A 20602-nucleotide genomic window follows, 5' to 3' on the forward strand; every position below is an offset into this window, starting at 1 on the left:
TGCCGGGGCTCCTTCAACAGGTGGTTATTGCATCCAATAAACAATCACAGGCAGCAGCAAGGCGGTAAATAAACCGTTCAGCGCCATTGCCAACGCCGAAAACGCCCCGGCCACTCTGCTTCTTTGAATGGCATGCGCGGTGCCGATCCCGTGTGAGGCCACTCCCAGGGCCATGCCGCGGGCGTTGTCGTCATATATTTTCAGCCAATTCAGGATAAAGTCGCCGCCAACAGCACCGGTTATGCCGGTCAGAACGACTACCACGGCTGTCAGCGACGGTAAGCCACCGATCTGCTCGGAGACGCCCATTGCAATCGGCGTCGTAATCGATTTCGGAGCCACACTCAACAGGATAATCTTTTCTCCCCCCAACGCCCAGGCAATGCCGACTGCGCTGACAATCGCGGCTAGCGAACCCACAGCCAGGGTGATGATGATTGGGCCGAAAGACTTCCGGATCATTTCAAGCTCCCGGTAGAGTGGTATCGCCAAAGCAACGGTTGCCGGCCCCAGCAGAAAATGAACAAATTGGGCACCACGGAAATAGGTCTGATAGTCGATGCCGGTCACCTTGAGCAAAACGACAAGCCCGATAATGGCGGTTAGCACCGGATTCAGCAACGGGTGACAACCCAGCTTGCCGAAGACCCAGGTGCCAATCTGGTAGGAAATCAAGGTCAGCGTCAGCCACAGCAAAGGAGTCGTTGACAGGTAAACCCATAACTGCTGAATTTCCGCGCTCATTGCAGACTCTCCTCCCGAGCAGGTGCGCCGCGGCGATTAAGAAATTTCATCACCAGCCCGGTTACCGCGATTGTCGCCAGCGTCCCGATGACGATGACGCCGGCGATGGGAGCCCACGACTTCAGCAGAAGATCTAAATGGGTGATGACACCGACCCCGGCAGGGACGAAAAGCAGAGCAAGATAACGCAGCAGGAAGCCCCCGGCCTTCTCGATTTCGCTCGGCATTCGACCAGGGCAAAAGACCAAGCCGCAGAAGAGCAGAACCATGCCGATTACCGGACCCGGCACAGGGAGCTTGGTGAGCCTCGTTATGACCTCTCCGATCAACTGGCAGAGGAGAATCAGTGTTAGTGAGCCAAGCATGTATTTTCCTTTTTCGCTTTTGTTACCAACGCGGTTATGGGGCAGCAAGGAACCTTGGGCCCCGAGGCCGCAACATGTACTTCTATTCGTTCACCAACGCCGGCGCCCTTTTGGTGCCGCTGGTGTAAAGCACGCCGATATCGAGCCAGATGCCGTCCGGCGTCGCCAGCTGAGCCACCTCCTGCAGGTGCTCCTGTCGGAAACGCTCCAGAGCGTGCGGTGGCAATTGTTGCAGCATACCACGAAATCCGGCGTTTCAGATTTGCTATCCCAACAAACGAGTCTCCCGCGCTAATTCCATTATCTTGCACACGGTCCGCCAATTCCTGAAGGTCATGGGGACACCGAGAAGCCGCTCCGCATTTGCGGCAAGTTTGGATCTGCTGATACCATCAGGGGCATGCAGATAGAAAACAGTATCCTTCAATGCATACCGCTCGCTTTCACTTCTCAGCTTCTCAAGCCTTTCCATATCCGGGATTGCGGGTGTTGCCCCCAGGAAGGCCAGATGCAGTGTGTTCGGTTCGGCAATCGCTTCGGGAAATGGATTTACCGCCATCGCCGTCTCCATCTCACCCACATCCAGCAGGAGCACAAAAGGCTCGAAGCCGTAACGCTCCCTGATCCGGGAGCGGATCATTTCGGCGAGTCGCTCCTTGTCGCCTTCCGCGGCCCGGAAAACCGCATTACCGCTTTGGATATAGGTTGCGACCTGCTGAAGGCCAAGCTCTTCCAGGAGCATCACCAGTTCCTTCATGGGCAGCACGTTGTTACCGCCAACGTTTATCCCCCTGAGCAGGGCGATGTAGTTATGCATTTCTTCCTTCTCCAGACGATATTTCACTCAGGGTGCACCGGCAATCGGGGCAGCTCCCGGTCCATCACGAACCCAGGCGCGACTGGTAAAGAAACCTGTTACTCATAATGGGCAAAAGCCCTGACCACCTTATTATCCGGCCCGAAATGGAACACCTCGGCTGCCAAGCGGCCACCCGCGCCGCGGTAATGAAGGGTAACGCTATTGACGCCGACCAGCGTCGCTATCAGCTCAAAATGCAGGTCGGGAATCATGGTGAGCGCCTTGGCCCAGTAGGCGCCAACCGCCACCTTACCCGTCAACCGACCGCTCGGCTCGCCAGCTATCTGGACAATAAACGGTGAATTCATCTCGAAATCATCGGCATAGTGGGCAAGTACCCGTTCCAGGTCGTGGCCGTTCCAGGCTTCGATCCATTCCCGGGCAAATTGTTCGGCAAATTCCTTGTTCATGTTTCTGTTCCTCTTGGCTGGGAGTTCAATCTTGGGCGCAGTCACCACCTGACAGATTGACCGCGGTGTCAGCTGGAGACCCCGGCAAGCCTTGCACCCATTTCATACGCCCGTTGACAATCCTGGGGGAATACCTCCTCATGGCGTTGCGCCTTGTGGACCGGGTCGAAACTCTCGATCACCACCTTCGAATAATCGTCCACCTGACAGGTGTCGAAGCTGCACAGTGATTCGACCGTGCCGAGCATCAGCTGCATATACCGTTCGTTGGATTTATAAAAGTACTCGTAACCGAATTCCTTGCTTCGTTCTTCCGTGACGTTCATGGTGTAGATGAAGCCGGTCTTGATCCTTCTGGGGAACAGGGTCCCGTAAGGAACGGTATAGGTCAGATACTGAAACAGCAGCCGCTCCATAAAGCTGCGGGTCTCGCCGGTAACCGAGCCGAAATAGATCGGCGAACCGATTACCAGGGCATCGGCATTGGCAATCTTCTGCAGTACCGGGGTCAAGCCATCCTTCATGGCACAAGTGCCATAGCTTTTGCCCCCCCTGGTCTTACAGGCGAAACAGCTTATGCACCCCTTGAAATCAAGGTCATACAGGTGGACAAGCTCAGTCTCGGCGCCTTGTGTCGCAGCGCCTTCCAGCGCCTTTTCCAGCAGAGTGGCCGTATTCCATTTTTTTCTCGGGCTGCCGTTGATAGCGATGATCTTCATGTGGCTCTCTCCTCTTCAGGTGTCTGTGGTCGTATTCTTAATTTTGCCTGCCTGATGCAAGGTCAGTTAGCTTCACGCTATTTGGTCATCCACGACGCCTTGGTGGCCAGGCGTTTACCATCTTCCAGGGTTGCCTGGGTCAGGCTCCCGGCTTGCGCCTGGATACAGATGAAATAAAGATCCTCAGCACCGGCCTGCCAGGCGCGCTCCCCTGCTGGCGCAACTCTAATCAAGCTCCCTTCCTGGATCGGGAACTCCTCTCCATCGATGAAGAAGGCGCCGCTACCGCGTAGAACAATGTAAAGCTCCTCATTTTTCTCGTGGCTATGAACGAATGGCATCCCCTTACCGGCTGGCAGACGGTTCAGTGAGACCTCACAGCCGGTGAGCCCCAGCTCCTTGCCAATGAAGTATTTCCCGTGAAAACCCATGAAATCTTGATTCAATAAGGTTTCCAGTGGGCCGATGTGCTCGACGGTGAAATTTTTGCCACTCTGCTTCATCGCGTGCTCCTTCTTCCTCTTGAGATTATTAGACCGGTCGTCTAGTCATCCGGCAAAAAATTATTGGCGCCGCAGCGCAGTGGAAAACATCATCTCTCCACCAGCCCCGCTTTGACCGCGAACGGGTTCCACGACGGGTCGCGGTGGGCGTCGTATTCCGTTAATTGCGCCAGCCAGTCGGTTACCCCCTGGCCAGAAGCTTTTTCCCCAGCTCCCCCGATGCCGGGCTGAAAACCTTGCGGGCAAAGTCGTTCAGGCCGATGACGCGCAGATCGTCAGAGAGGAGCACCAGACCGATATTGAGGTCGCTCGTAAGGTTTTCCATGGTCTTAACACTCCCAATCCGGCAGATTGTCATACACCCTCATTGTCATAGTATCCCTGTAGCTCCTCAACGAGCAACTTCCGCTGCGGGCCGTTTGCCAAGAGTAACCTTAGCGGTCGTTTCCCCGCATCATCAGAAAGAACAGCACCAAACTGACCAGGGCCACACTGCCGGCAACGGCAAAACCGGTAGGGTAGCCGATCCGCTTCAGAGCCAGCCCCATGACCGTGGAACCGGCCATCATCCCGAGATAAATACAGCTGTTATACATCCCCATGGCCAGCCCCCGCTGCACCGCAGGAACCAGTTCCGCAATCAGGGCGCCGATGGCGGTGAAAACCAGGGCCATCCCCACCCCCATGACAACAGCGCAGGCCAGCAGGTAGCCGAGTTGCGCGCCTTGGCCCAGCGCAGCCAGCGACAGCGCCAGGCAGACCAGGCCGACAGTCACCAGCCGGCGGCGGTCGCAGCGGTCGGCAAGCCTGCCGATCGGCACCCTGCCAAAGACATTGGTAATGGCCTGGGCGGCAAACACCAGGCCGACCTGGGCCGGATCATAGCCATACTGGGCAGCATACATAGGGAGAAAGGTCAGGAACACCCCAAAACTGATGCAGCTCCCGACAGTCGCCAGCAGACAGGCCAGCAGGCTGCGGCTGCGCAGCAACTGGGCACTGGCTGCCAGAGCGGCATGAAGTTCCGTCTTATGTCGCGGCGGGCCGCTGGGCAGCACCAGCAACGCTAGCACCATGACCGCCATCAACAAGCCTCCGGATATCAAAAACACCTGGCGCAGCCCCACTGTCTTGGCCAGGAAACCGCCTGTCGCCGGCCCCAGGGTCATGGCAATGTAAATGGCGGTGGTATACCAGCCGTAGGCCTGTCCCAGCCGGTGCGCCGGCATGACATCCGCTACCAGCGACAGCATACCGGGGGCAAAGGCTGCCAGCCCGGCGCCGAAAAGCACATAGGCGGCAGCCATCTCCACCGGCTGGTGGCACTGGGTTACCAGCAGTGACGAGACAGCAGTGGCAAGCACCCCGGCAATGATCGGCAGCTTGCGACCGGTGCGGTCCGCCAGCAGACCGGCCGGAATGGACAGCAGCCCGGCAGTCAGCATGAAGGCGCCGTTGATGGTCCCCACCTGGGCCGGACCGGCCCCCAGCGTGGCCGCAAACAACGGCATTACCGGAATACGCAGGTACGAGCTGAAAAAGGCAGCAAAACCTATCAGGCAGAGCAAAAGAAACGGTGAGAGCGTGTTTGTAGGTTTGGTCATGAAATATGGTTGCCCATTTATCTCCGGGAGATCAGGGGTTGTTGACCACGTGGCATCCTGACCCCGAAAAAATATTTGAATCTACCCCTGTTCATGGTGGCGACACTTTAGTATCCTGGCGTCAGTTCACAGTTTTCACTTTACGCACTTATGTTCGCTGCTCCATGAGCGAAACAGCGAGGGAATAGTCCTGATAATGACCGTGGAACGTGGCGAGCAGTGACCGCGGCAGCACCATGTAGCTCAGGCGCAACGCCGGGGAGAGTATCTTGATCCCGGATCTGCCGGTAAAGCTGTTTATACAAGGGAGCAGAGTCGTTGTTGTCAAGGATGAACATAAATACCCCATCACCCCTTAGGGCGAATAACCACCAAAACCAAGGAGACAGAATCGATGATCCCCGAAAAATTATTGGAAATCCTGAAACAGGACGGCATTGTTGCCATTGCTACGCTAGGCCCGGATGGGCCGCATCTGGTCAATACCTGGAACAGCTATCTCCGCATCACCAGCGATGGCCGCCTGTTGATTCCTGCCGGTTACATGCACCGCACCGAGGCGAATATCACCAGCAATCCCGAGGTTTTGATTACGTTAGGGAGCAGCAAAGTGCAGGGCTTGCATGGGCCGGGCGCCGGCTTCCTCATCAAGGGGCAGGCCGTTTTTATCAACGCCGGACCGGATTTCGACCTGCTCAAGTCAACATTCTCCTGGTTACGGGCCACCTTGGCCGTGACACCTGATTCGATCACACAAACGTGGTAAATGGCCCATTCGCGCCCTGGCGACGGCCAGCTCATAAGCGAAAGTGAAAGCAAGGGCCGTCCCCCTCTGAGCAGCCTTTTTCCGCATGATTTCCCTACTGCATACACCCGAGCGGTGACAGCGTCAAGATGGGAATGACGAGGGGGACGCTTGCTTCACGCAACGCAATAAACTGTTCTCCTTAATCTTACCAGCTTATTACCTCAATGCCGGATATTCATTAAAACCCAGATATTGCCTTTTAAGACAAAAAACATGTCCCTTGCTGTCAGCGTAACTACCGCCGCCTTTTCAGCGACAATCAGCGATTACTGACTTATTATGTCTCACTCTCATGCTACCCTGCCCCAAACTCCCAACCGGAGGTAATCACATGGCCGTGGCGACTGAGATGATGGACAAACTGAAAATCCTGGCCGAAGGGGCGAAGTACGACGTCTCCTGCTCCTCCAGCGGCAGCTTTCGCCGCAACAAGGACGGCATCGGCAATGCAGCGTCTTGCGGCATCTGCCACACCTGGACCAGCGATGGTCGTTGCGTCTCGCTGCTCAAAGTGCTGATGACCAACAGCTGCATCTTCGACTGCGCCTACTGCGTCAACCGCCGGAGCAACGATGTGCAACGGGTGCTGCTGACCCCGGCAGAGGTGGCAGAGCTGACTATCGGCTTTTATCGCCGCAACTACATCGAGGGGCTGTTCCTTAGCACCGGAGTGGTCCGCTCTCCTGACTACACCATGGAGCTGCTGATCGAGGCGGTGCGCACCCTGCGCGAGCAGTACCGCTTCAACGGCTATATCCACCTGAAGCTGGTGCCTGGCGCAGATCCCCTGCTGGTGCAGCAGGCCGGACTGCTGGCCGACCGGGTGAGCGTCAACCTGGAGCTGCCGACCCGGGAAGGCTTGGCGCTGCTGGCTCCGGACAAGAGCCGCGACGCCGTTATCGGCCCGATGCGCCAGGTGAACAGCCTGATCACCATCAACCGGGCCGAGCGCAAGGAGTCCCGCAAGGTAGCGCGTTTTGCCCCGGCCGGACAGAGCACCCAACTGATCGTCGGCGCTACCAAGGAAACCGACCGGCAGATCGTCACCCTGTCGGAGCAGCTCTACCAGCGGATGGAGCTGAAGCGGGTCTATTATTCGGCCTTCATCCCGGTGGTTGCTGACACCCGCCTCCCTGCTCTTCCCAATTCGCCGTTGCGGCGGGAACACCGGCTGTATCAGGCCGATTGGCTGCTCCGTTACTACGGCTTCAGCGCCCAGGAACTGCTCGACGAGGAACGCCCCAACCTGGAGACGGATCTCGATCCGAAAACCGGCTGGGCGCTGCGCCATCTGGAACTGTTCCCGGTTGAGATCAACGGCGCTGACTATGAAGTACTGCTGCGGATCCCCGGGATCGGCGTCCGCTCGGCCCAGCGCATCGTCAGGGCGCGGCGGCAGGGGCATCTGAGCATGGACGACCTGGCAAAGCTCGGCGTGGTGCTGAAGCGGGCGCGCTATTTCATAACCGCCAGAGGCCGCTATGCCGGCGAATGCGCCATTGACAGCACTCTGCTGCGGAGCCGGCTGCTCGAAACTCCGGCGAAAAAGGGTGCAGCACAGCTTGAGTTGCCGTTTTCCCGGCCCCAGGCAAGTGACGAAGCAATCAGCCTGATCTCAGGGGAGCTGTAATGAGCGGCGTCTACCGCTACGACGGCAGCTTCAGCGGACTGCTGACGGTGATGGCCCGGCTGCTGCCGCAACGCACAGTTCCAGATGCCATTGGCATAGATCCGCCCCAGCAACAAAGCCTTTTTTGCGAGGCGATCGACGTTGCAACCGACGAACGGCTGGTGGAACAGTTCTGGCCCGAGCTGATCGCACGGCTGACGCCGGGCTGCCTCCACCGCATCCGCCAGGTCTTTCTGGCCGATTACCCGGAGCGGGAGCTGCTGATCTGCCGCTACCTGCTGCTTGCCTGGGAAAAAGGGCGCGGGGTTGCCGGCATGCTGGCCCACCCGCAGGTGGCGCCGCTCTGGAAACTGGCACAGCAGGTGGGCCACGAAGCGCACCGCTACCTGGGGTTTGTTCGGTTCCAGGAGGTAAACGGCGGTTTTTATTACAGCGCCATCGCTCCCGATCACCGGATTCTGCCACTTATTGCCTCGCATTTTGCCGCCCGCTTCAGCGACCAGCAGTGGGTGATTCATGACCAAAACCATGGCGAGGGGATCGTCTATGATCTGCGTCAGCGGCACTGGCTGTTGCTCCCGATGGAACGCCACGCCAAACCGGACCTGACTCCAGATGAAGAGCATTTTCAACAGTTGTGGCGCAGCTACTTTACAACCCTGGCGATCGACGAGCGGCAAAATCTCAGGCTGCAGCAGGGAAAGGTGCCGCTCAAAGTGCGGCCGTGGCTGGTGGAATTTGGCTAGCTGCTTATTTTTATGATCACGCTCATTTAATTGTTGCATTACATTTACCTCCTGTTTATTATGAGCGCAGTCACAATAAACAGGAGCAGATAGTATGCGTATCAGCGAGCAGGCCAAGCATGAGACCAGAAGCCGCATTCTGACGACAGCGGCGGAGCTCTTTTGCACAAAAGGGTTCGAGGAGAGCACTACCAGGGAGATCGCCCTGACAGCGGGGCTGGCTGCCGGAACCATGTTCAACTACTTTCCCAGCAAGGAAACCCTGGCCATGACCATGGTTACAGAGGCGCTCCGCCAGGGAACCGAAGATTTTCGCCGGCGCCGGACCAACGAGGAACAACTTGCCGAAGAACTGTTCATGTTTATCGCCTCCGGTCTGCGACTGCTGCAGCCGATGCGCCCCTTTCTCGGCCCGGTGCTGGAACGCTCCTTAAGCCCATTTCCCCGCAAGTCAACCTGCCCCGAAGGTGATGCGACCCGACAGGAGCACCTGGCCGTGGTGCAGGAGATCATCAACCACCACGGCTTTACCGAGCCACCGGATCATGTGGCAATGACCATCTACTGGTCCCTCTACCTGGGGATCCTCGCCTGCTGGACCAATGATCCATCCCCCAACCAGGAGGAGAGCCGCGCCATGATCGACTATTCCCTGCAGGTATTTGTGCAGATGATTACCGGCGGCGATGCCGAGAAAGGAGCGGCCAATGACTGCTGAACTTGGGACCGAAACGAAACTGACCCGGCTGGAGGCGCTCCGCCGCGCCCTGCCCAAGGAACCCGCAATGGACCCGACCGGCCAACGATTGGCGCAACTGGTTGACCGGATCGCCGAGCAGAGGGTGCCGGTGAATGGCCTTATCCGGCTCTGGACCCTGGGGTCGCTACAGGCGCGGGTCACCGCCGGCTATTTCGCTTACTGGCTGCGTAGCCGCTTTGTCGATGCGGACGAACGGCAGCGCCTGAAAAGCGAGGCCCACCTGGCTGCAGCGGTGAAGCTCTTCGGCACCATGGGTTACCTGCGGGGGGCGGTGATGAAGATAGGGCAGCTACTGGCCAATCTCCCCGAGGTAGCGCCAGAGGAGTTCAGCGAAGTGCTTGCCGCTCTGCACTTCGAGGCGCCTCCCATGCACTTTGCCATGGTGCGGGAGCTCTTTCTCGACGAGTTCGGCAAGGAGCCGGAGGAGCTCTTCGCCTCTTTCGACCGGCAGGCCTTTGCCGCAGCCTCTCTGGGCCAGGTGCATCGTGCCCGGCTGCACAGCGGCGAAGAGGTGGCGGTCAAGATCCAGTACCCCGGCATCGCCCGAACTATCCGCTCTGACATGCGCAACCTCCGTCTCATGCTCCAGCCGCTCTGTCTGACCAGGGACTGGCAGAATACCACCGACAAACTGGCTGACATCGAACAAATGCTGCTCATGGAGACCGATTATGAAGCCGAGGCCGGTTACTACACCCAAGCCCGGCAGCTCTTCACCGCAGCGGATCAGGTGGTGGTGCCGCAAGTCTACAGGGAGTATTGCAGCAAGCGGGTGTTGACCACCGAGTTTCTGGCAGGGTGCCATCTCGACGAGTTCCTTGCCGGCAAACCGAGCCAGGTCGAGCGGAACCGGTTCACCGACCTGCTCACCGTGGCCACTTTCCGCGTCTATTACCGGCTGCACTGGTTCATGGCCGATCCGCATCCCGGCAACTTCATCTTCATGGCAGACGGCCGACTCGGATTGATCGACTTCGGCTGCACCCGGGTCATGACCGACGAGGAATGGCAGTTGTCTAGCGCTGCGGAGCAGGCGTTCCTGCAAGGAGACGAGGCGCGGCTTAACATGATCACTGCCAAGGCCTGTCTGTTCAATGGCCCGGAAGATATTGAACCCGACCGGCTAAAAACGGTGCGGGAAGGGGTGGACTGGCAGCTGGAGCCCTGGCGCCAGGAAGGGCTGTTTGATTTCGGCGACCGGGAGTTTTTCCGTCGCGGCATTGATTGCATCGTGGCCATGGCCAAGAAACGCTATACCTGCGGCGCACCACTCTACATCTGGACCAATCGCTTTACCCTTGGCGGCCGGGCCTTCTGTTACCGCCTGCAGGGGCAATGCGATTTCAGAAAAATCCATCAGCAGGAGTCGCTTGCGGCCTCCGCTGCAGCAAGCATATCGTAGGAGGCAACACCATGCGCGTTCTGCTCATCCAGCCACCCAGCAGCGATCCGTTGATGGACCAGGTCTATCTGTTTGAGCCTCTGGCCCTGGAATACCTGGGGGCCGGCCTCAAACTGGACGGCCATGAGGTGGAGCTGCTTGACGCCCGCCTGGACCCAGATCCGGAAAGCGCCTGCAACAGATTCCAGCCAGACCTGGTGGGGCTGACCGGCTTTACCAGCCATGTGAATATCATCAAGCAATTGGCGACACGGCTCAAGACCATTAGCCCCGAACTGCTGATAATCGTCGGCGGCCACCATGCCACGGTCCAGCCGGAAGAGTTCAACGTGCCGGACATCGATGTGGTGGTGATCGGCGAAGGGGTCTTTACCCTGCGGGAGATCGTCCGGGCAGTAGAACAGGGGAGCGGCTTCAGCGAGATCAAAGGGCTGGCCCTCCCCTGTCCTGACGGCATGATCTACAGCGAACCCCGGCCATACACCGACCTGAACGCACTCCCCTGCCCCGACCGTGGCCTGACTGCCGGTTACCGGCAGCATTATTTCAGCGAATGGTTCAAGCCGCTCGCCTCGATCCGCACCTCGCTCGGATGCACGGCTCGCTGCAATTTCTGCGCTCTCTGGGGGATTACCGGCGGCAAGTACCTGCGTCGCGATCCGGAGGCTGTGGTGGCGGAGCTGAAGACCATTGCCGAGCCAAACATCTTTTTCTGCGACGACGAGTCAATGTGTGACGTGAAGCGGATGGACCGGCTGGCTGACCTGATCCGGGAGGCGGGAATCAAAAAGAACTTTTTCCTCTACGGCCGGGTGGACACCATCGTCAACCATGCGGAGCTGTTTGCCAAGTGGGCCAAGATCGGACTGGCCCAGGTGTTCGTGGGGATGGAGGACTTTTCCGATGAGCGGCTGGCAGCCATGAATAAGGGGGTAACCTCGGCCCAGCAGATCCAGGCGGCCAAGATCCTCGATGACTTGGGGATTATGATGTATGCTTCGTTCATGGTTGATCCGGCGTACCGGCGCGAGGATTTCCGCTCGCTAATCGTCTACGTGCGCCGGCTGAGGCTGAAGTACGCCACCTTCACCGTAATGACACCGCTCCCCGGCACTGCACTGCACAAAGAGCGGGAGCAGGAGATTCTCAGTCGCAAACCGGAGCTGTACGACATGCTCCATGCGCTGCTGCCCACCACGCTGCCGCTGGAAGAGTTCTACCGGGAACTGGCAAATCTCTACACCAATGCTGTGCCGTTCTACCGGGTATTGCCGGCCCTGTACCGCTTCGGCATGCACGGCCTGCTGCTCCGCATCCGTTTGTTCGGCCGGATTCTGGCCAAGATCAAAGCGGGACACCTGGACTACTGAGCAACACCAAGAGCAACGAGGTGCTGCCATCTGGTTTCAATCGCTATTGCTGTCAAAGATAACCTCAAACCTCGCGGCTGTTGCTTGAAAAGCCTCAAGCACCCGAACATCAAAATGACCCGGCATGGTCCGGCCATCACCTTCGCAGATGATGCGACACGCCTCTTCATGGCTATAGGCAGGCTTATAAACCCTTTTGCTGCGCAAGGCGTCATACTGGTCCACCAGCATGACGATCCGTCCCTCGATCGGAATACTGTCACCCTTGAGACCATTCGGGTAGCCGGTGCCGTCCCAGCGTTCATGGTGATTGAGCGCAATGGAGGCCGCCATTTTCAGCATGGGGAACGATGAGCCGCGCAGGATTTTCTCACCAACCGCGGTGTGACGCTTCATCACGTCAAACTCCTCTGCGGTCAGGCTCCCCTGCTTGAGCAGGATGGAGTCGGGCACCCCGATCTTGCCGACATCGTGCATGGCGCTGGCAACACTGATGGTCTCGACAAAGTCATCGTCAAGCCCCATCTCCCGTGCAAGCAGCCCGGCATAAAGTCCGATCCTGGAGATATGGCGACCGGTGTCTTCATCCCTGAGCTCTGCTGCGGCAGTCAGCCTGGCGATGGTTTCCACACTCATATCCTTCAGCTTGGCCAGGGCATCGGCAAGTTCGGCCGTCCGCTGGACAACGGTCTGTTCCAGCTCCTGGCGATAATTTTTCTCAATCTCCTTCAGCCGCCTGAAATCAACCGCTTTCCCGACGCTGTGAATCAGGTACTGGGCGTTGTACGGCTTGATGATAAAGTCGTAGGCCCCTTTCTTCACGGCAGAGACCGCCACATCGAATTCCGGAAAAGCGGTCATGAGGATCACCGGAGTTTCGGTGTCAGTGCGCCGGATCGCCTCCAGAAGCTCTACCCCACTCATACCAGGCATGTTTACGTCGGTAAGAAAGACATCGACATTGTTGTTCTCCCTGGCATTAAGGGCGCTTTCACCGCTGTCACAGGAATAAACCTGGAACCCGACCATGGAAAGCAGTGTTGATACGCTGTTCAGCACATGGGGGTCATCATCGATGACCATGATTGACCCTTTTGACGCCTCATTCATCCTGGTTCTCCTCCTGAAACGGCACCCTCTGCAATAATTGGCAAGAAGATCTTGAAGCGGCTGCCCTGCCCCTTATCACTGGTACAGCTGATGAACCCGTTATGCCGTTTGACGATGCCGTAGGTGATGGAAAGCCCCAGCCCGCTGCCGCCACCCATCTCTTTGGTGGTAAAGAATGGTTCATAGATCCGTTTCAACGTCTCTTCGTCCATGCCGATGCCGGTATCGGCCACGGTCACCACTGCATAATCGCCGGTCTGGCCGTAGCCGAGCCGGTTGATCACCTCCAGGGTCATGTGACAAAATTCGGTGGCAACGGTAAGTTCGCCGCCACCGGTCAGAGCTTCCCTGGCGTTGGTAACAACGTTCATGATTGCCTGTTCGATCTGGATACTGTCAGCCATGACGCGCAAAGGACTCTTGGCAATTTTTGTCTCAAGCCGGCACGCCGGCCCTAAATTGCCGCGGACAATTCTCACCATCCTGCCGACGAGCTCATTAATGTCGATGCACGTCAACGGGCCGGCTTGCTTCCGGCTGAATACCAGCAGGTTCTTGGTCAGCTTGGCGCCCCGCTCCGAGGAGCGGATAATCTCGGTTATACACCGTTTGATCTGGTCATCCTGATCGCACTTGATCTCCAGGATGCTGGCATAGCCAACTATGGCTGTCAGGATATTGTTGAAATCATGGGCAACGCCGCCGGACAGCTGGCCGACCGCTTCCATTTTCTGGGCATGGCGGAGTTGCCCCTCAAGGCGTTTCTTTTCCGTGATATCTTCTTTAATCCCGATAAAATGGGTGATCTCCCCATTCGGCCCCTTGATCGGCGAGATCATCGCCTCTTCCCAGTAAAGCTCGCCGTTTTTCTTCTTGTTGAGGAACTCTCCGCGCCACTCGCGACCGTCAAGGATTGTTTCCCAAAGGTTGCGGTATGTTTCCACACTGGTCTGTCCCGATTTGAGCACCGCCGGGGTGCGGCCAACGACCTCTGACTCTGCATAGCCGGTGACTTCGGTGAATTTCGGATTGACGTGTTCGATCAACCCTTGGGGAGAGGTGATCACAATAGTGACCGGGCTCTGGGTGATGGCATAGGAGAGGGTGCGCAGTTCATCCTCAAAACGCTTGCGTTCGGTGATGTCTTCGATCGTTTCGACGACTGCAATGGTTTCACCGTTTGCAGAACGGATCGGCGCGGCATTGAAGAAGATATAGCAATCCTCGTTGCGCAGTTTGTACCACCCTTCTGCCTGCACCAAACCAGGCAAGAGCTGGGACGTTTTAATCTGGCTGTAGAGTGTCGGCAGGAGTTCTTCCTTGCCGTCCAGCACAATATCGGCAAGACAGGGACGTTCATGGTCGTAGAATCCTCGCCATTGACCGGTTGTCCCGACAACCTCTTGCGCGGCCAAGCCGGTCAGGAGTTCGCAGGCCTTATTCCAGACAATCACCCGGTGCTGGTCATCAATAACAAAGGTCGGCGCCGATAAGTTCTCCAGCAGCTTTTCGTAAAACTCCTTCTGCTGGTGCAGCGCTGTTTCGACCCTCTTCTTCTCGGTAATGTCGATAATGATTGAATGAAGTACCGTTCTGCCACCCACGGTGACCGGGCTGCTGAACACTTCGACATTGCGGACATCGCCTCCGGCAAGCCGGTGCTCGAAATAGAGGGCTGCGGTTTTCCCCTGCCTGACCTCATCCATCAAGAGCATGACTTCGTTTGCCGGGAGCAAGTTGATATCGGTAATGTTCATCTGCAGCAACCGGCCATGGGAATATCCGTAGAAAGAGCATGCCGCTGGATTGGCATCCTCAATGGCACCGGTGAGCGGATCGATCAGGAGCATGATCGCCTGGTTCTGCATGAACTGACGGCGATAACGTTTCTCGCTGTGGCGCAGGATTTCTTCCATCTGCTTGCGTTCGGTAATATTGTCCAGGGTAAGCACCAGATGGCGGCTACCATCAATAAAAACCGGCTGAATACTGTAATTCACCACCATGGTAGCCTGGCCATAGCCATCTACCTGAATGGCAGCCTCATCTCTGCAGCCAGCCGTCGCCTCGGCAAGCACCCCTTTTATCGCCTGCATGATCGAACAGGAAGCGCATTCGTCAGAAAAGCCGCATCCTTGCGGAGAGCAATTGCGGTTGCGGCAATTCAGCAGATCGCCGCAGCGGCTGCCGATCAGCGCGACCGGGTCTTTGTTGACAAGGCGCCCCATTGCCATGTTGGCGGACACGACTTCACAACGATCGTTGAGCAGCACCATCCCCAGCGGCGCCGTATCAAAGAGTATCTTGAAAATGTTGGTCTTTTCTGCATCCATGGATCAATCCCGTTACATTATTATCGGGCAGTCAATCAGACAGGAACTCTTCGTTAATTTAATACAGTATACAAGGTTTTAATGTGACTACACACCAATCCGCATTTTTTTACGAGGTTGGGAACCTGACAAGTCTGGCCATAACACCCAGGCGTCGAAAGCGAATGCACGCAAATTCGCCCCGCAAGGTTGACATCTCTTTGGTTGTCGCCGACAATCTATAGATTACCCGTGTTAGGAATTAAGATGCCCTCAGTAGAGACGTTTAAACCGCTTCCCATCGAATGTATCCTCCCCGAAATGTTTCCAGCAATCGCTCTTTACACAAAAGGGACCGGCTCCAATTATGTCCTTTACAAGCCGTATGATCGGCCATTTACCCTTGCCGACAAAGATCGTCTGGAGCGGACCAACAAGCAAAACATCTATATCCGCTCTGATGACTCCCCTGATCTGACCGCCTACATTGAGGAAAACCTCTCCGGTTTCCTGGTGGATGATTCCATCTCCCAGCGCTCGAAAAACATGGTTCTTTACCAGACCTCCATGGAGTTTGTTGCCGAGATCATGGAAGCGCCCCATATGCTGGCCGCCAACTTTACCCGGTGCAAAGGGCTGATTAGAAACCTCATGAAGCACGTCTCAACCTCTGCCTCACTCCTGTCCGTATTGCAGGAGGTGGCTGCAGGGCATCTTTATATCTTGTCGCATTCGGTCAAGGTCGCGGCGCTCACCATGCTCATGCACGAGAAGGCGTTCAATATCTGTCAGGACGAAATGCTGGATGTAGGGATTGGCGGGATACTGCACGATATCGGGATGACTTTGATCTCTCCGGATATTCTGGAGAAACCCGAGGCGCTGTCTAACATCGAGTATGAAACGGTAAAGACCCATTCCCAAAAAGGGTACGAATTGCTGAATAAGGCCGGCGTGTTCAGCGACATTACCCTGACCATCGTCAGGCACCATCACGAAAAATGGGATGGCACCGGCTATCCGGCAAAGCTCAAGGGGAATAACATTTCCCGCTCTGCCCAGGTAGCCGCGGTCTGCGACATCTATTGCGCTCTGGTTTCCGACCGGGCATACCGCAAGGCCTCATCGCACGCTGAAGCAATAAGAATCATGACCAGCGAAGCAGGGGGGACCTTCAACAAGGAGCTGTTCGAGCAGTTCAGAAAAATCGTCGATAGCCAGGCGCCTGTGGGTTGAAGCGCCTTTATCGACAATAATACACAGGCTGTCCCGCTCATCATGAACTCTCTATCAGCCTGACCTCCGGCCAAGTTCGCTCTCGCAAGCCGCCAATTTCTCACGCAACGCTTTATCGCGGTGCCAACGGTCGGTTACGTCCCGCATGACCGAAGCGAAACCGTACATCTCCCCGTTTTCATCACGTAACAAAACAATACTGAATTCCAGAGAGACCTTACTGCCGTCCTTGCTCACCCCCGGCGAGGTAAGCAGACCGGTCTTGTATTTGGTTTCCCCGGTTGCCATGACCCGGCGGTATCCATCCCAATGGCGGCCACGCAGGTTTTCCGGGATGATCAGGTCGAGCGATTGCCCTAGGGCGTAAGCCGCATTATGGCCGAAGATCCTCTCTGCCCCCAAATTCCAGAAGCGGATGAGCCCTTCGTGATCGGCGACCAGGATGGCGTCCGGCGCATCTTTGAGGAGCTGTTCAAGGATCTTTTCCAAGTGACCTCCATGTTTCTGTTATGGTCCGGTCAGGTCAATCTGCAATTGTAAGTAAACCAGAAAACAGGGCCGGTGCAACAGGGTGAGGTTCCTGCTAGGGATTGCTCACAGCGGCAGACCCGTATCCGAAACTCATCCACATCTTTCTTAGCCACGTTTACCCTCTTGCTGGCCAAGCATGAAAATTAGGATATCCTAGAAGCAGTTCAGTACGCTGCTTTAAGGAACAGCCCGTGTCTTTTTTCTTTATCATTTCCCATAGGCGGGGCTTGTGTTGCTCGTCAGCCCGGCTGCTGTTGTCTGCGGCATCGATGCTTGTAGCGCTGTTTACCGCAACTGCCGCATTACCGGCCACTCCCGTGCCGGAATCAAACCAGACGATTATCGTCGGTGGCGACCGTGATTACCCTCCCTATGAGTACCTCGATCAGAGCGGCCACCCGGTAGGTTTCAATGTCGAGCTGACCAGGGCTATTGCCGAGGTCATGGGGATGAAGGTCGAGTTCAGGCTCGGTGGCTGGTCGGAGATGCGTTCCGACTTGCAGAGTGGTCACGTCGATGTCCTGGAAGGGATGTCTTTTTCCGAAGAACGGGCCAGGGAAGTCGATTTTTCCCTGCCTCACGCCATAGTCAATCACGCTGTTTTCGCCCGCCGCGATTCGCCGTCGATTAACTCGCTTGCCGAGCTGGCAGGTAAATCCGTCGCTGTCCATCGGGGCGGGATCATGCACGACATGCTGGTGCGGGAAGGTTTTACCGGCAGGCTAGAACTTACGCCGACCCCGGCTGACGCCTTGCGGCTTCTTGCCGCAGGGAAAACCGATTTTGCCATCGTCGCCATCGTGCCGGGCATGTATATCATTCGCGAACTGAAGCTGACTAACCTCTTTCCCGCCGTACGCAACGTGGCGACCCATCGCTACGGTTATGCCGTCAAGAAGGGGAATGACGAACTGCTCTCCCGCTTTAACGAGGGGCTGGCCATTCTCAGGAAGACCGGGCAGTATGACCTGATCTACAACAAATGGCTCGGGGTTCTGGAACCGGAACATGTGGACTGGCGCGCCATCGCCAAATACGGGGCAGTGGTGTTTGTCCCGCTGTTGCTACTGCTGGGAGGCTTTGCCCTCTGGTCGCGCACCCTGCACCGGCAGGTGGCCCTGCGCACTGCCGATCTTACCCGGGAGATCAGCGAACGCAAGCATGCCGAAGAAGAGCTGCGCCGCAACCAGCAGCAACTGGTCCAGGCCGATAAGCTGGCGGCCCTGGGAGTGCTGGTTTCAGGGGTCGCCCATGAGATCAACAACCCGACCGGTCTGATCCTGCTCGATGTGCCGATCCTGAAAAGGGCCCACAACGATACCGAGCGGATCCTCGAAGAGTATTACGCCGATCATGGTGATTTTACCATTGGCGGTCTGCCCTATTCCGAGATGCGTATTGAGATTCCCAGGATTCTCGAGGAGATGCAGGACGGGGCAAAGCGGATCAAGCGCATTGTCAACGACCTGAAGGATTTCGCCCGACGGGACGATGTGGCCGAAAAAGAGGCCATAGACCTCAACTCTGTTGTGGGAACCGCATTGCGGCTTGTGGAGCCGGCGGTCCGTAAAGCAACCAACCGGCTGCAAGTCAATTATGCAGAAGACATTCCGCCGGTGCGGGGGAACAGCCAGCGGATTGAGCAGGTGGTGATCAATCTGGTGCTCAATGCCTGCCAGGCATTGCCGGACAATGAGCGGGGAATTTCCGTCACCACCCGCTACAACCGCACCACTGCCGATGCTATCCTGATAATCCGCGACGAAGGGGTCGGCATTGCCCAGGAAAACCTGTCACGCCTGACCGACCCGTTTTTCACCACCAAGCGGGAGAGCGGCGGCACCGGTCTCGGCCTGTCAGTCTCCGACGGCATCATCAAGGAACACGGCGGCCAGCTCTATTTCGATTCGGCTCCGGGCAGCGGCACTACCGTTACCCTGGTATTGCCAGTTATCAATAAGGAGGAAACGTGACCCAGCAATCCTATCCCGCCTTCGGCATTCTCCTGGTGGATGACGAACCGGCCTGGCTGAAATCCCTGTCCCTGACCCTGAGAAGCTGTGCCGGACTGAGCAATGTCGCCACCTGCCAGGACAGCCGGGAGGTGCTCGGCCTCCTGGCCCAAGGGGGGATCGGCATGGTCATGCTCGACCTCACCATGCCGCACCTGTCTGGCGAGGAGCTGTTGAAGCAGATCGGCGAGCAGTTTCCCGAGATCACCACGATTGTCGTCAGCGGCCTCAATCAGCTGGAGACGGCAGTTCGCTGCATGAAACTCGGGGCGTTTGACTATTTTATCAAGACCGATGAAGAGGACCGGATCGTCGGCGGGGTGCTGCGGGCCGTCCGGATGAAGGAGATGCAGCAGGATTACCAGGAGATCTCCAGCCGCTTCGCCTCGGGCGAACTGCGCCACCCTGAAGCCTTCACCGCCATTGTCACCGGCGACCGGGCGATGCTCAACGTCTTTGCCTATGCCGAGGCAGTGGCCAAAAGCCCGCAGCCATTGCTGATCACCGGGGAAAGCGGCGTCGGCAAAGAGCTTGTTGCCCAGGCCGTTCACCGGTTGAGCGGCTGCCGGGGCAAACTGGTGACAGTCAATGTTGCCGGCCTTGACGACACGGTTTTCAGCGATACCCTGTTCGGCCATGTCCGGGGGGCTTTCACCGGTGCCGAGCAGCTCCGGCGAGGCATGATCGAGGAAGCGGCCGACGGCACCCTGTTTCTTGATGAAATCGGCGACCTCAGCATCGCCTCCCAGGTCAAGCTGCTGCGGCTGCTGCAGGAAGGGGAATTTTTCCCGGTTGGCTGTGACCAGCCGAAGCGCCTCAAGGCACGCATCATCGCCGCTACTCACCAGAACCTTGCCGAAAAGGAAACGCTGGGAACGTTCCGGCGCGATCTCTTCTACCGGCTCCGCACCCACCAGCTTCATGTGCCGCCATTGCGGGAACGGCCGGGAGACATCCCGCTGCTCCTGGAGCATTTTCTCGGTGAAGCGGCCCAAACTCTCGGAAAAAAGAAACCGACCCCGCCACGGGAATTGGCCCAACTGCTGGCAACATATAACTTTCCCGGCAATGTCCGCGAACTGAAGGCGATGATCTATGATGCGGTCAGCATCCATCGTGACCGGATGCTCTCCATGGACTCATTCGCCAAGGCAGTGGGGCAACCCCGGCCAGGCAGCGCAGAAAAGGCCGCGCCACGGCAAAACCCTTTTGCCGGGTTTATCGATCTTCCCACTTTCAGCGACGCGGCAGGACTGCTCGTTGCCGAGGCGATGCACCGGGCCAACGGCAACCAAACCCTGGCAGCCCGCCTGCTCGGCATCTCCCAACCCGCCCTGAACAAGCGCCTCAAGATGATGCGCGCTGAACCGGTATAACCGGAGGTTATAGCCATAACCTCCGGTTATCTCTGGCTATCATGCCGATATCACTGAGAAAAATAATTAAAACAAGCCAACATTATACCCTAAGGTTATAGCCGT

At 57.3% G+C, this 20602-nt stretch carries 22 protein-coding genes; 9 read left to right on the forward strand and 13 right to left on the reverse strand.

Going from position 1 to position 20602, the window contains the following annotated elements; all coding sequences use genetic code 11:
- Positions 1-24: 24 nt before the first annotated feature.
- The 10 genes from KI809_RS11840 to KI809_RS11885 form a co-directional block, all read right to left on the reverse strand.
- Positions 25-744 carry an LrgB family protein gene (locus KI809_RS11840; RefSeq protein WP_214171762.1) on the reverse strand — a complete coding sequence of 240 codons (720 nt, stop codon included), beginning with the start codon at positions 742-744 and terminating at the stop codon, positions 25-27.
- Positions 741-1109, reverse strand: coding sequence for a CidA/LrgA family protein (locus KI809_RS11845; protein ID WP_214171763.1), 369 nt, complete (start codon positions 1107-1109; stop codon positions 741-743). Before KI809_RS11845 ends, KI809_RS11840 begins: the two co-directional genes overlap by 4 nt.
- Positions 1110-1191: 82 nt before the next feature.
- Positions 1192-1335, reverse strand: a complete 144-nt coding sequence (locus tag KI809_RS11850; RefSeq protein ID WP_214171764.1) for a hypothetical protein — start codon at positions 1333-1335, stop codon at positions 1192-1194.
- 39 nt (positions 1336-1374) lie between these two features.
- Positions 1375-1953: a DUF1697 domain-containing protein gene (locus KI809_RS11855; protein WP_337833310.1), complete on the reverse strand. Its 579-nt coding sequence runs from the start codon at positions 1951-1953 to the stop codon at positions 1375-1377.
- A gap of 71 nt (positions 1954-2024) precedes the next feature.
- A complete protein-coding gene (locus KI809_RS11860) occupies positions 2025-2378 on the reverse strand; it encodes a nuclear transport factor 2 family protein (protein WP_214171765.1) in 354 nt (117 codons plus the stop codon).
- A 68-nt stretch (positions 2379-2446) separates the two neighbouring features.
- Entirely contained in the window at positions 2447-3097 is a 651-nt protein-coding gene (locus KI809_RS11865; RefSeq protein WP_214171766.1) for a flavodoxin family protein, read from the reverse strand.
- A 77-nt stretch (positions 3098-3174) separates the two neighbouring features.
- Positions 3175-3600: a cupin domain-containing protein gene (locus KI809_RS11870; protein ID WP_214171767.1), complete on the reverse strand. Its 426-nt coding sequence runs from the start codon at positions 3598-3600 to the stop codon at positions 3175-3177.
- A 181-nt stretch (positions 3601-3781) separates the two neighbouring features.
- Complete coding sequence (locus tag KI809_RS11875) at positions 3782-3925, reverse strand: hypothetical protein (RefSeq protein ID WP_214171768.1); 144 nt, start codon at positions 3923-3925, stop codon at positions 3782-3784.
- 109 nt (positions 3926-4034) lie between these two features.
- Entirely contained in the window at positions 4035-5204 is a 1170-nt protein-coding gene (locus tag KI809_RS11880) for an MFS transporter (protein ID WP_214171769.1), read from the reverse strand.
- Positions 5205-5352: 148 nt separating this feature from the next.
- Positions 5353-5532, reverse strand: coding sequence for a hypothetical protein (locus KI809_RS11885; RefSeq protein ID WP_214171770.1), 180 nt, complete (start codon positions 5530-5532; stop codon positions 5353-5355).
- A 66-nt stretch (positions 5533-5598) separates the two neighbouring features.
- Between KI809_RS11885 and KI809_RS11890 the strand changes: the two genes are divergently transcribed.
- From KI809_RS11890 to KI809_RS11915, 6 genes are all read left to right on the forward strand, one after another.
- Positions 5599-5970: a pyridoxamine 5'-phosphate oxidase family protein gene (locus tag KI809_RS11890; protein ID WP_214171771.1), complete on the forward strand. Its 372-nt coding sequence runs from the start codon at positions 5599-5601 to the stop codon at positions 5968-5970.
- A gap of 373 nt (positions 5971-6343) precedes the next feature.
- Positions 6344-7642: a putative DNA modification/repair radical SAM protein gene (locus tag KI809_RS11895; RefSeq protein WP_214171772.1), complete on the forward strand. Its 1299-nt coding sequence runs from the start codon at positions 6344-6346 to the stop codon at positions 7640-7642.
- On the forward strand, positions 7642-8388 hold the full coding sequence (locus KI809_RS11900) for a TIGR03915 family putative DNA repair protein (RefSeq protein ID WP_214171773.1): 747 nt from the start codon (positions 7642-7644) through the stop codon (positions 8386-8388). Before KI809_RS11895 ends, KI809_RS11900 begins: the two co-directional genes overlap by 1 nt.
- 94 nt (positions 8389-8482) lie before the next feature.
- A complete protein-coding gene (locus KI809_RS11905) occupies positions 8483-9106 on the forward strand; it encodes a TetR/AcrR family transcriptional regulator (protein ID WP_214171774.1) in 624 nt (207 codons plus the stop codon).
- Positions 9096-10550: an ABC1 kinase family protein gene (locus KI809_RS11910; RefSeq protein WP_214171775.1), complete on the forward strand. Its 1455-nt coding sequence runs from the start codon at positions 9096-9098 to the stop codon at positions 10548-10550. The genes KI809_RS11905 and KI809_RS11910 overlap by 11 nt, the downstream gene beginning before the upstream one ends.
- An 11-nt stretch (positions 10551-10561) precedes the next feature.
- Complete coding sequence (locus tag KI809_RS11915) at positions 10562-11920, forward strand: B12-binding domain-containing radical SAM protein (RefSeq protein WP_214171776.1); 1359 nt, start codon at positions 10562-10564, stop codon at positions 11918-11920.
- Positions 11921-11956: 36 nt separating this feature from the next.
- On the opposite strand, the gene KI809_RS11920 is transcribed toward KI809_RS11915, so the two are convergent.
- A complete protein-coding gene (locus KI809_RS11920; protein ID WP_214171777.1) occupies positions 11957-13030 on the reverse strand; it encodes an HD domain-containing phosphohydrolase in 1074 nt (357 codons plus the stop codon).
- Entirely contained in the window at positions 13027-15363 is a 2337-nt protein-coding gene (locus tag KI809_RS11925) for a PAS domain-containing sensor histidine kinase (RefSeq protein ID WP_214171778.1), read from the reverse strand. The genes KI809_RS11920 and KI809_RS11925 overlap by 4 nt, the downstream gene beginning before the upstream one ends.
- Before the next feature lie 246 nt (positions 15364-15609).
- Between KI809_RS11925 and KI809_RS11930 the strand changes: the two genes are divergently transcribed.
- Positions 15610-16578: an HD-GYP domain-containing protein gene (locus tag KI809_RS11930; RefSeq protein ID WP_214171779.1), complete on the forward strand. Its 969-nt coding sequence runs from the start codon at positions 15610-15612 to the stop codon at positions 16576-16578.
- Positions 16579-16632: 54 nt separating this feature from the next.
- Here KI809_RS11930 and KI809_RS11935 read toward each other — a convergent pair whose 3' ends face one another.
- Positions 16633-17067 carry a PAS domain-containing protein gene (locus KI809_RS11935; protein WP_214171780.1) on the reverse strand — a complete coding sequence of 145 codons (435 nt, stop codon included), beginning with the start codon at positions 17065-17067 and terminating at the stop codon, positions 16633-16635.
- 311 nt (positions 17068-17378) lie between these two features.
- On the opposite strand from KI809_RS11935, the gene KI809_RS11940 reads away from it, so the two are divergent.
- Both KI809_RS11940 and KI809_RS11945 read left to right on the forward strand, forming a co-directional pair.
- A complete protein-coding gene (locus KI809_RS11940) occupies positions 17379-19082 on the forward strand; it encodes a transporter substrate-binding domain-containing protein (RefSeq protein ID WP_214171861.1) in 1704 nt (567 codons plus the stop codon).
- The gene (locus KI809_RS11945; protein ID WP_214171781.1) at positions 19079-20497 is read left to right on the forward strand and encodes a sigma-54-dependent transcriptional regulator; all 1419 of its coding nucleotides are present in this window, start codon (positions 19079-19081) and stop codon (positions 20495-20497) included. The genes KI809_RS11940 and KI809_RS11945 overlap by 4 nt, the downstream gene beginning before the upstream one ends.
- Positions 20498-20602: the final 105 nt, after the last annotated feature.

The organism is Geoanaerobacter pelophilus (genome assembly GCF_018476885.1).
Taxonomy (GTDB): Bacteria; Desulfobacterota; Desulfuromonadia; order Geobacterales; family DSM-12255; genus Geoanaerobacter; species Geoanaerobacter pelophilus.

Bases quoted from the DNA above. Each gene is read 5' to 3' on its own strand.
- KI809_RS11925 (WP_214171778.1), bottom strand. From the start codon at position 15,363: ATGGATGCAGAAAAGACCAACATTTTCAAGATACTCTTTGATACGGCG.
- KI809_RS11880 (WP_214171769.1), bottom strand. From the start codon at position 5,204: ATGACCAAACCTACAAACACGCTCTCACCGTTTCTTTTGCTCTGCCTG.
- KI809_RS11860 (WP_214171765.1), bottom strand. From the start codon at position 2,378: ATGAACAAGGAATTTGCCGAACAATTTGCCCGGGAATGGATCGAAGCC.
- KI809_RS11875 (WP_214171768.1), bottom strand. From the start codon at position 3,925: ATGGAAAACCTTACGAGCGACCTCAATATCGGTCTGGTGCTCCTCTCT.
- KI809_RS11940 (WP_214171861.1), top strand. From the start codon at position 17,379: ATGCTTGTAGCGCTGTTTACCGCAACTGCCGCATTACCGGCCACTCCC.
- KI809_RS11890 (WP_214171771.1), top strand. From the start codon at position 5,599: ATGATCCCCGAAAAATTATTGGAAATCCTGAAACAGGACGGCATTGTT.
- KI809_RS11895 (WP_214171772.1), top strand. From the start codon at position 6,344: ATGGCCGTGGCGACTGAGATGATGGACAAACTGAAAATCCTGGCCGAA.
- KI809_RS11845 (WP_214171763.1), bottom strand. From the start codon at position 1,109: ATGCTTGGCTCACTAACACTGATTCTCCTCTGCCAGTTGATCGGAGAG.
- KI809_RS11915 (WP_214171776.1), top strand. From the start codon at position 10,562: ATGCGCGTTCTGCTCATCCAGCCACCCAGCAGCGATCCGTTGATGGAC.
- KI809_RS11930 (WP_214171779.1), top strand. From the start codon at position 15,610: ATGCCCTCAGTAGAGACGTTTAAACCGCTTCCCATCGAATGTATCCTC.
- KI809_RS11920 (WP_214171777.1), bottom strand. From the start codon at position 13,030: ATGAATGAGGCGTCAAAAGGGTCAATCATGGTCATCGATGATGACCCC.
- KI809_RS11905 (WP_214171774.1), top strand. From the start codon at position 8,483: ATGCGTATCAGCGAGCAGGCCAAGCATGAGACCAGAAGCCGCATTCTG.
- KI809_RS11865 (WP_214171766.1), bottom strand. From the start codon at position 3,097: ATGAAGATCATCGCTATCAACGGCAGCCCGAGAAAAAAATGGAATACG.
- KI809_RS11870 (WP_214171767.1), bottom strand. From the start codon at position 3,600: ATGAAGCAGAGTGGCAAAAATTTCACCGTCGAGCACATCGGCCCACTG.
- KI809_RS11840 (WP_214171762.1), bottom strand. From the start codon at position 744: ATGAGCGCGGAAATTCAGCAGTTATGGGTTTACCTGTCAACGACTCCT.
- KI809_RS11910 (WP_214171775.1), top strand. From the start codon at position 9,096: ATGACTGCTGAACTTGGGACCGAAACGAAACTGACCCGGCTGGAGGCG.
- KI809_RS11900 (WP_214171773.1), top strand. From the start codon at position 7,642: ATGAGCGGCGTCTACCGCTACGACGGCAGCTTCAGCGGACTGCTGACG.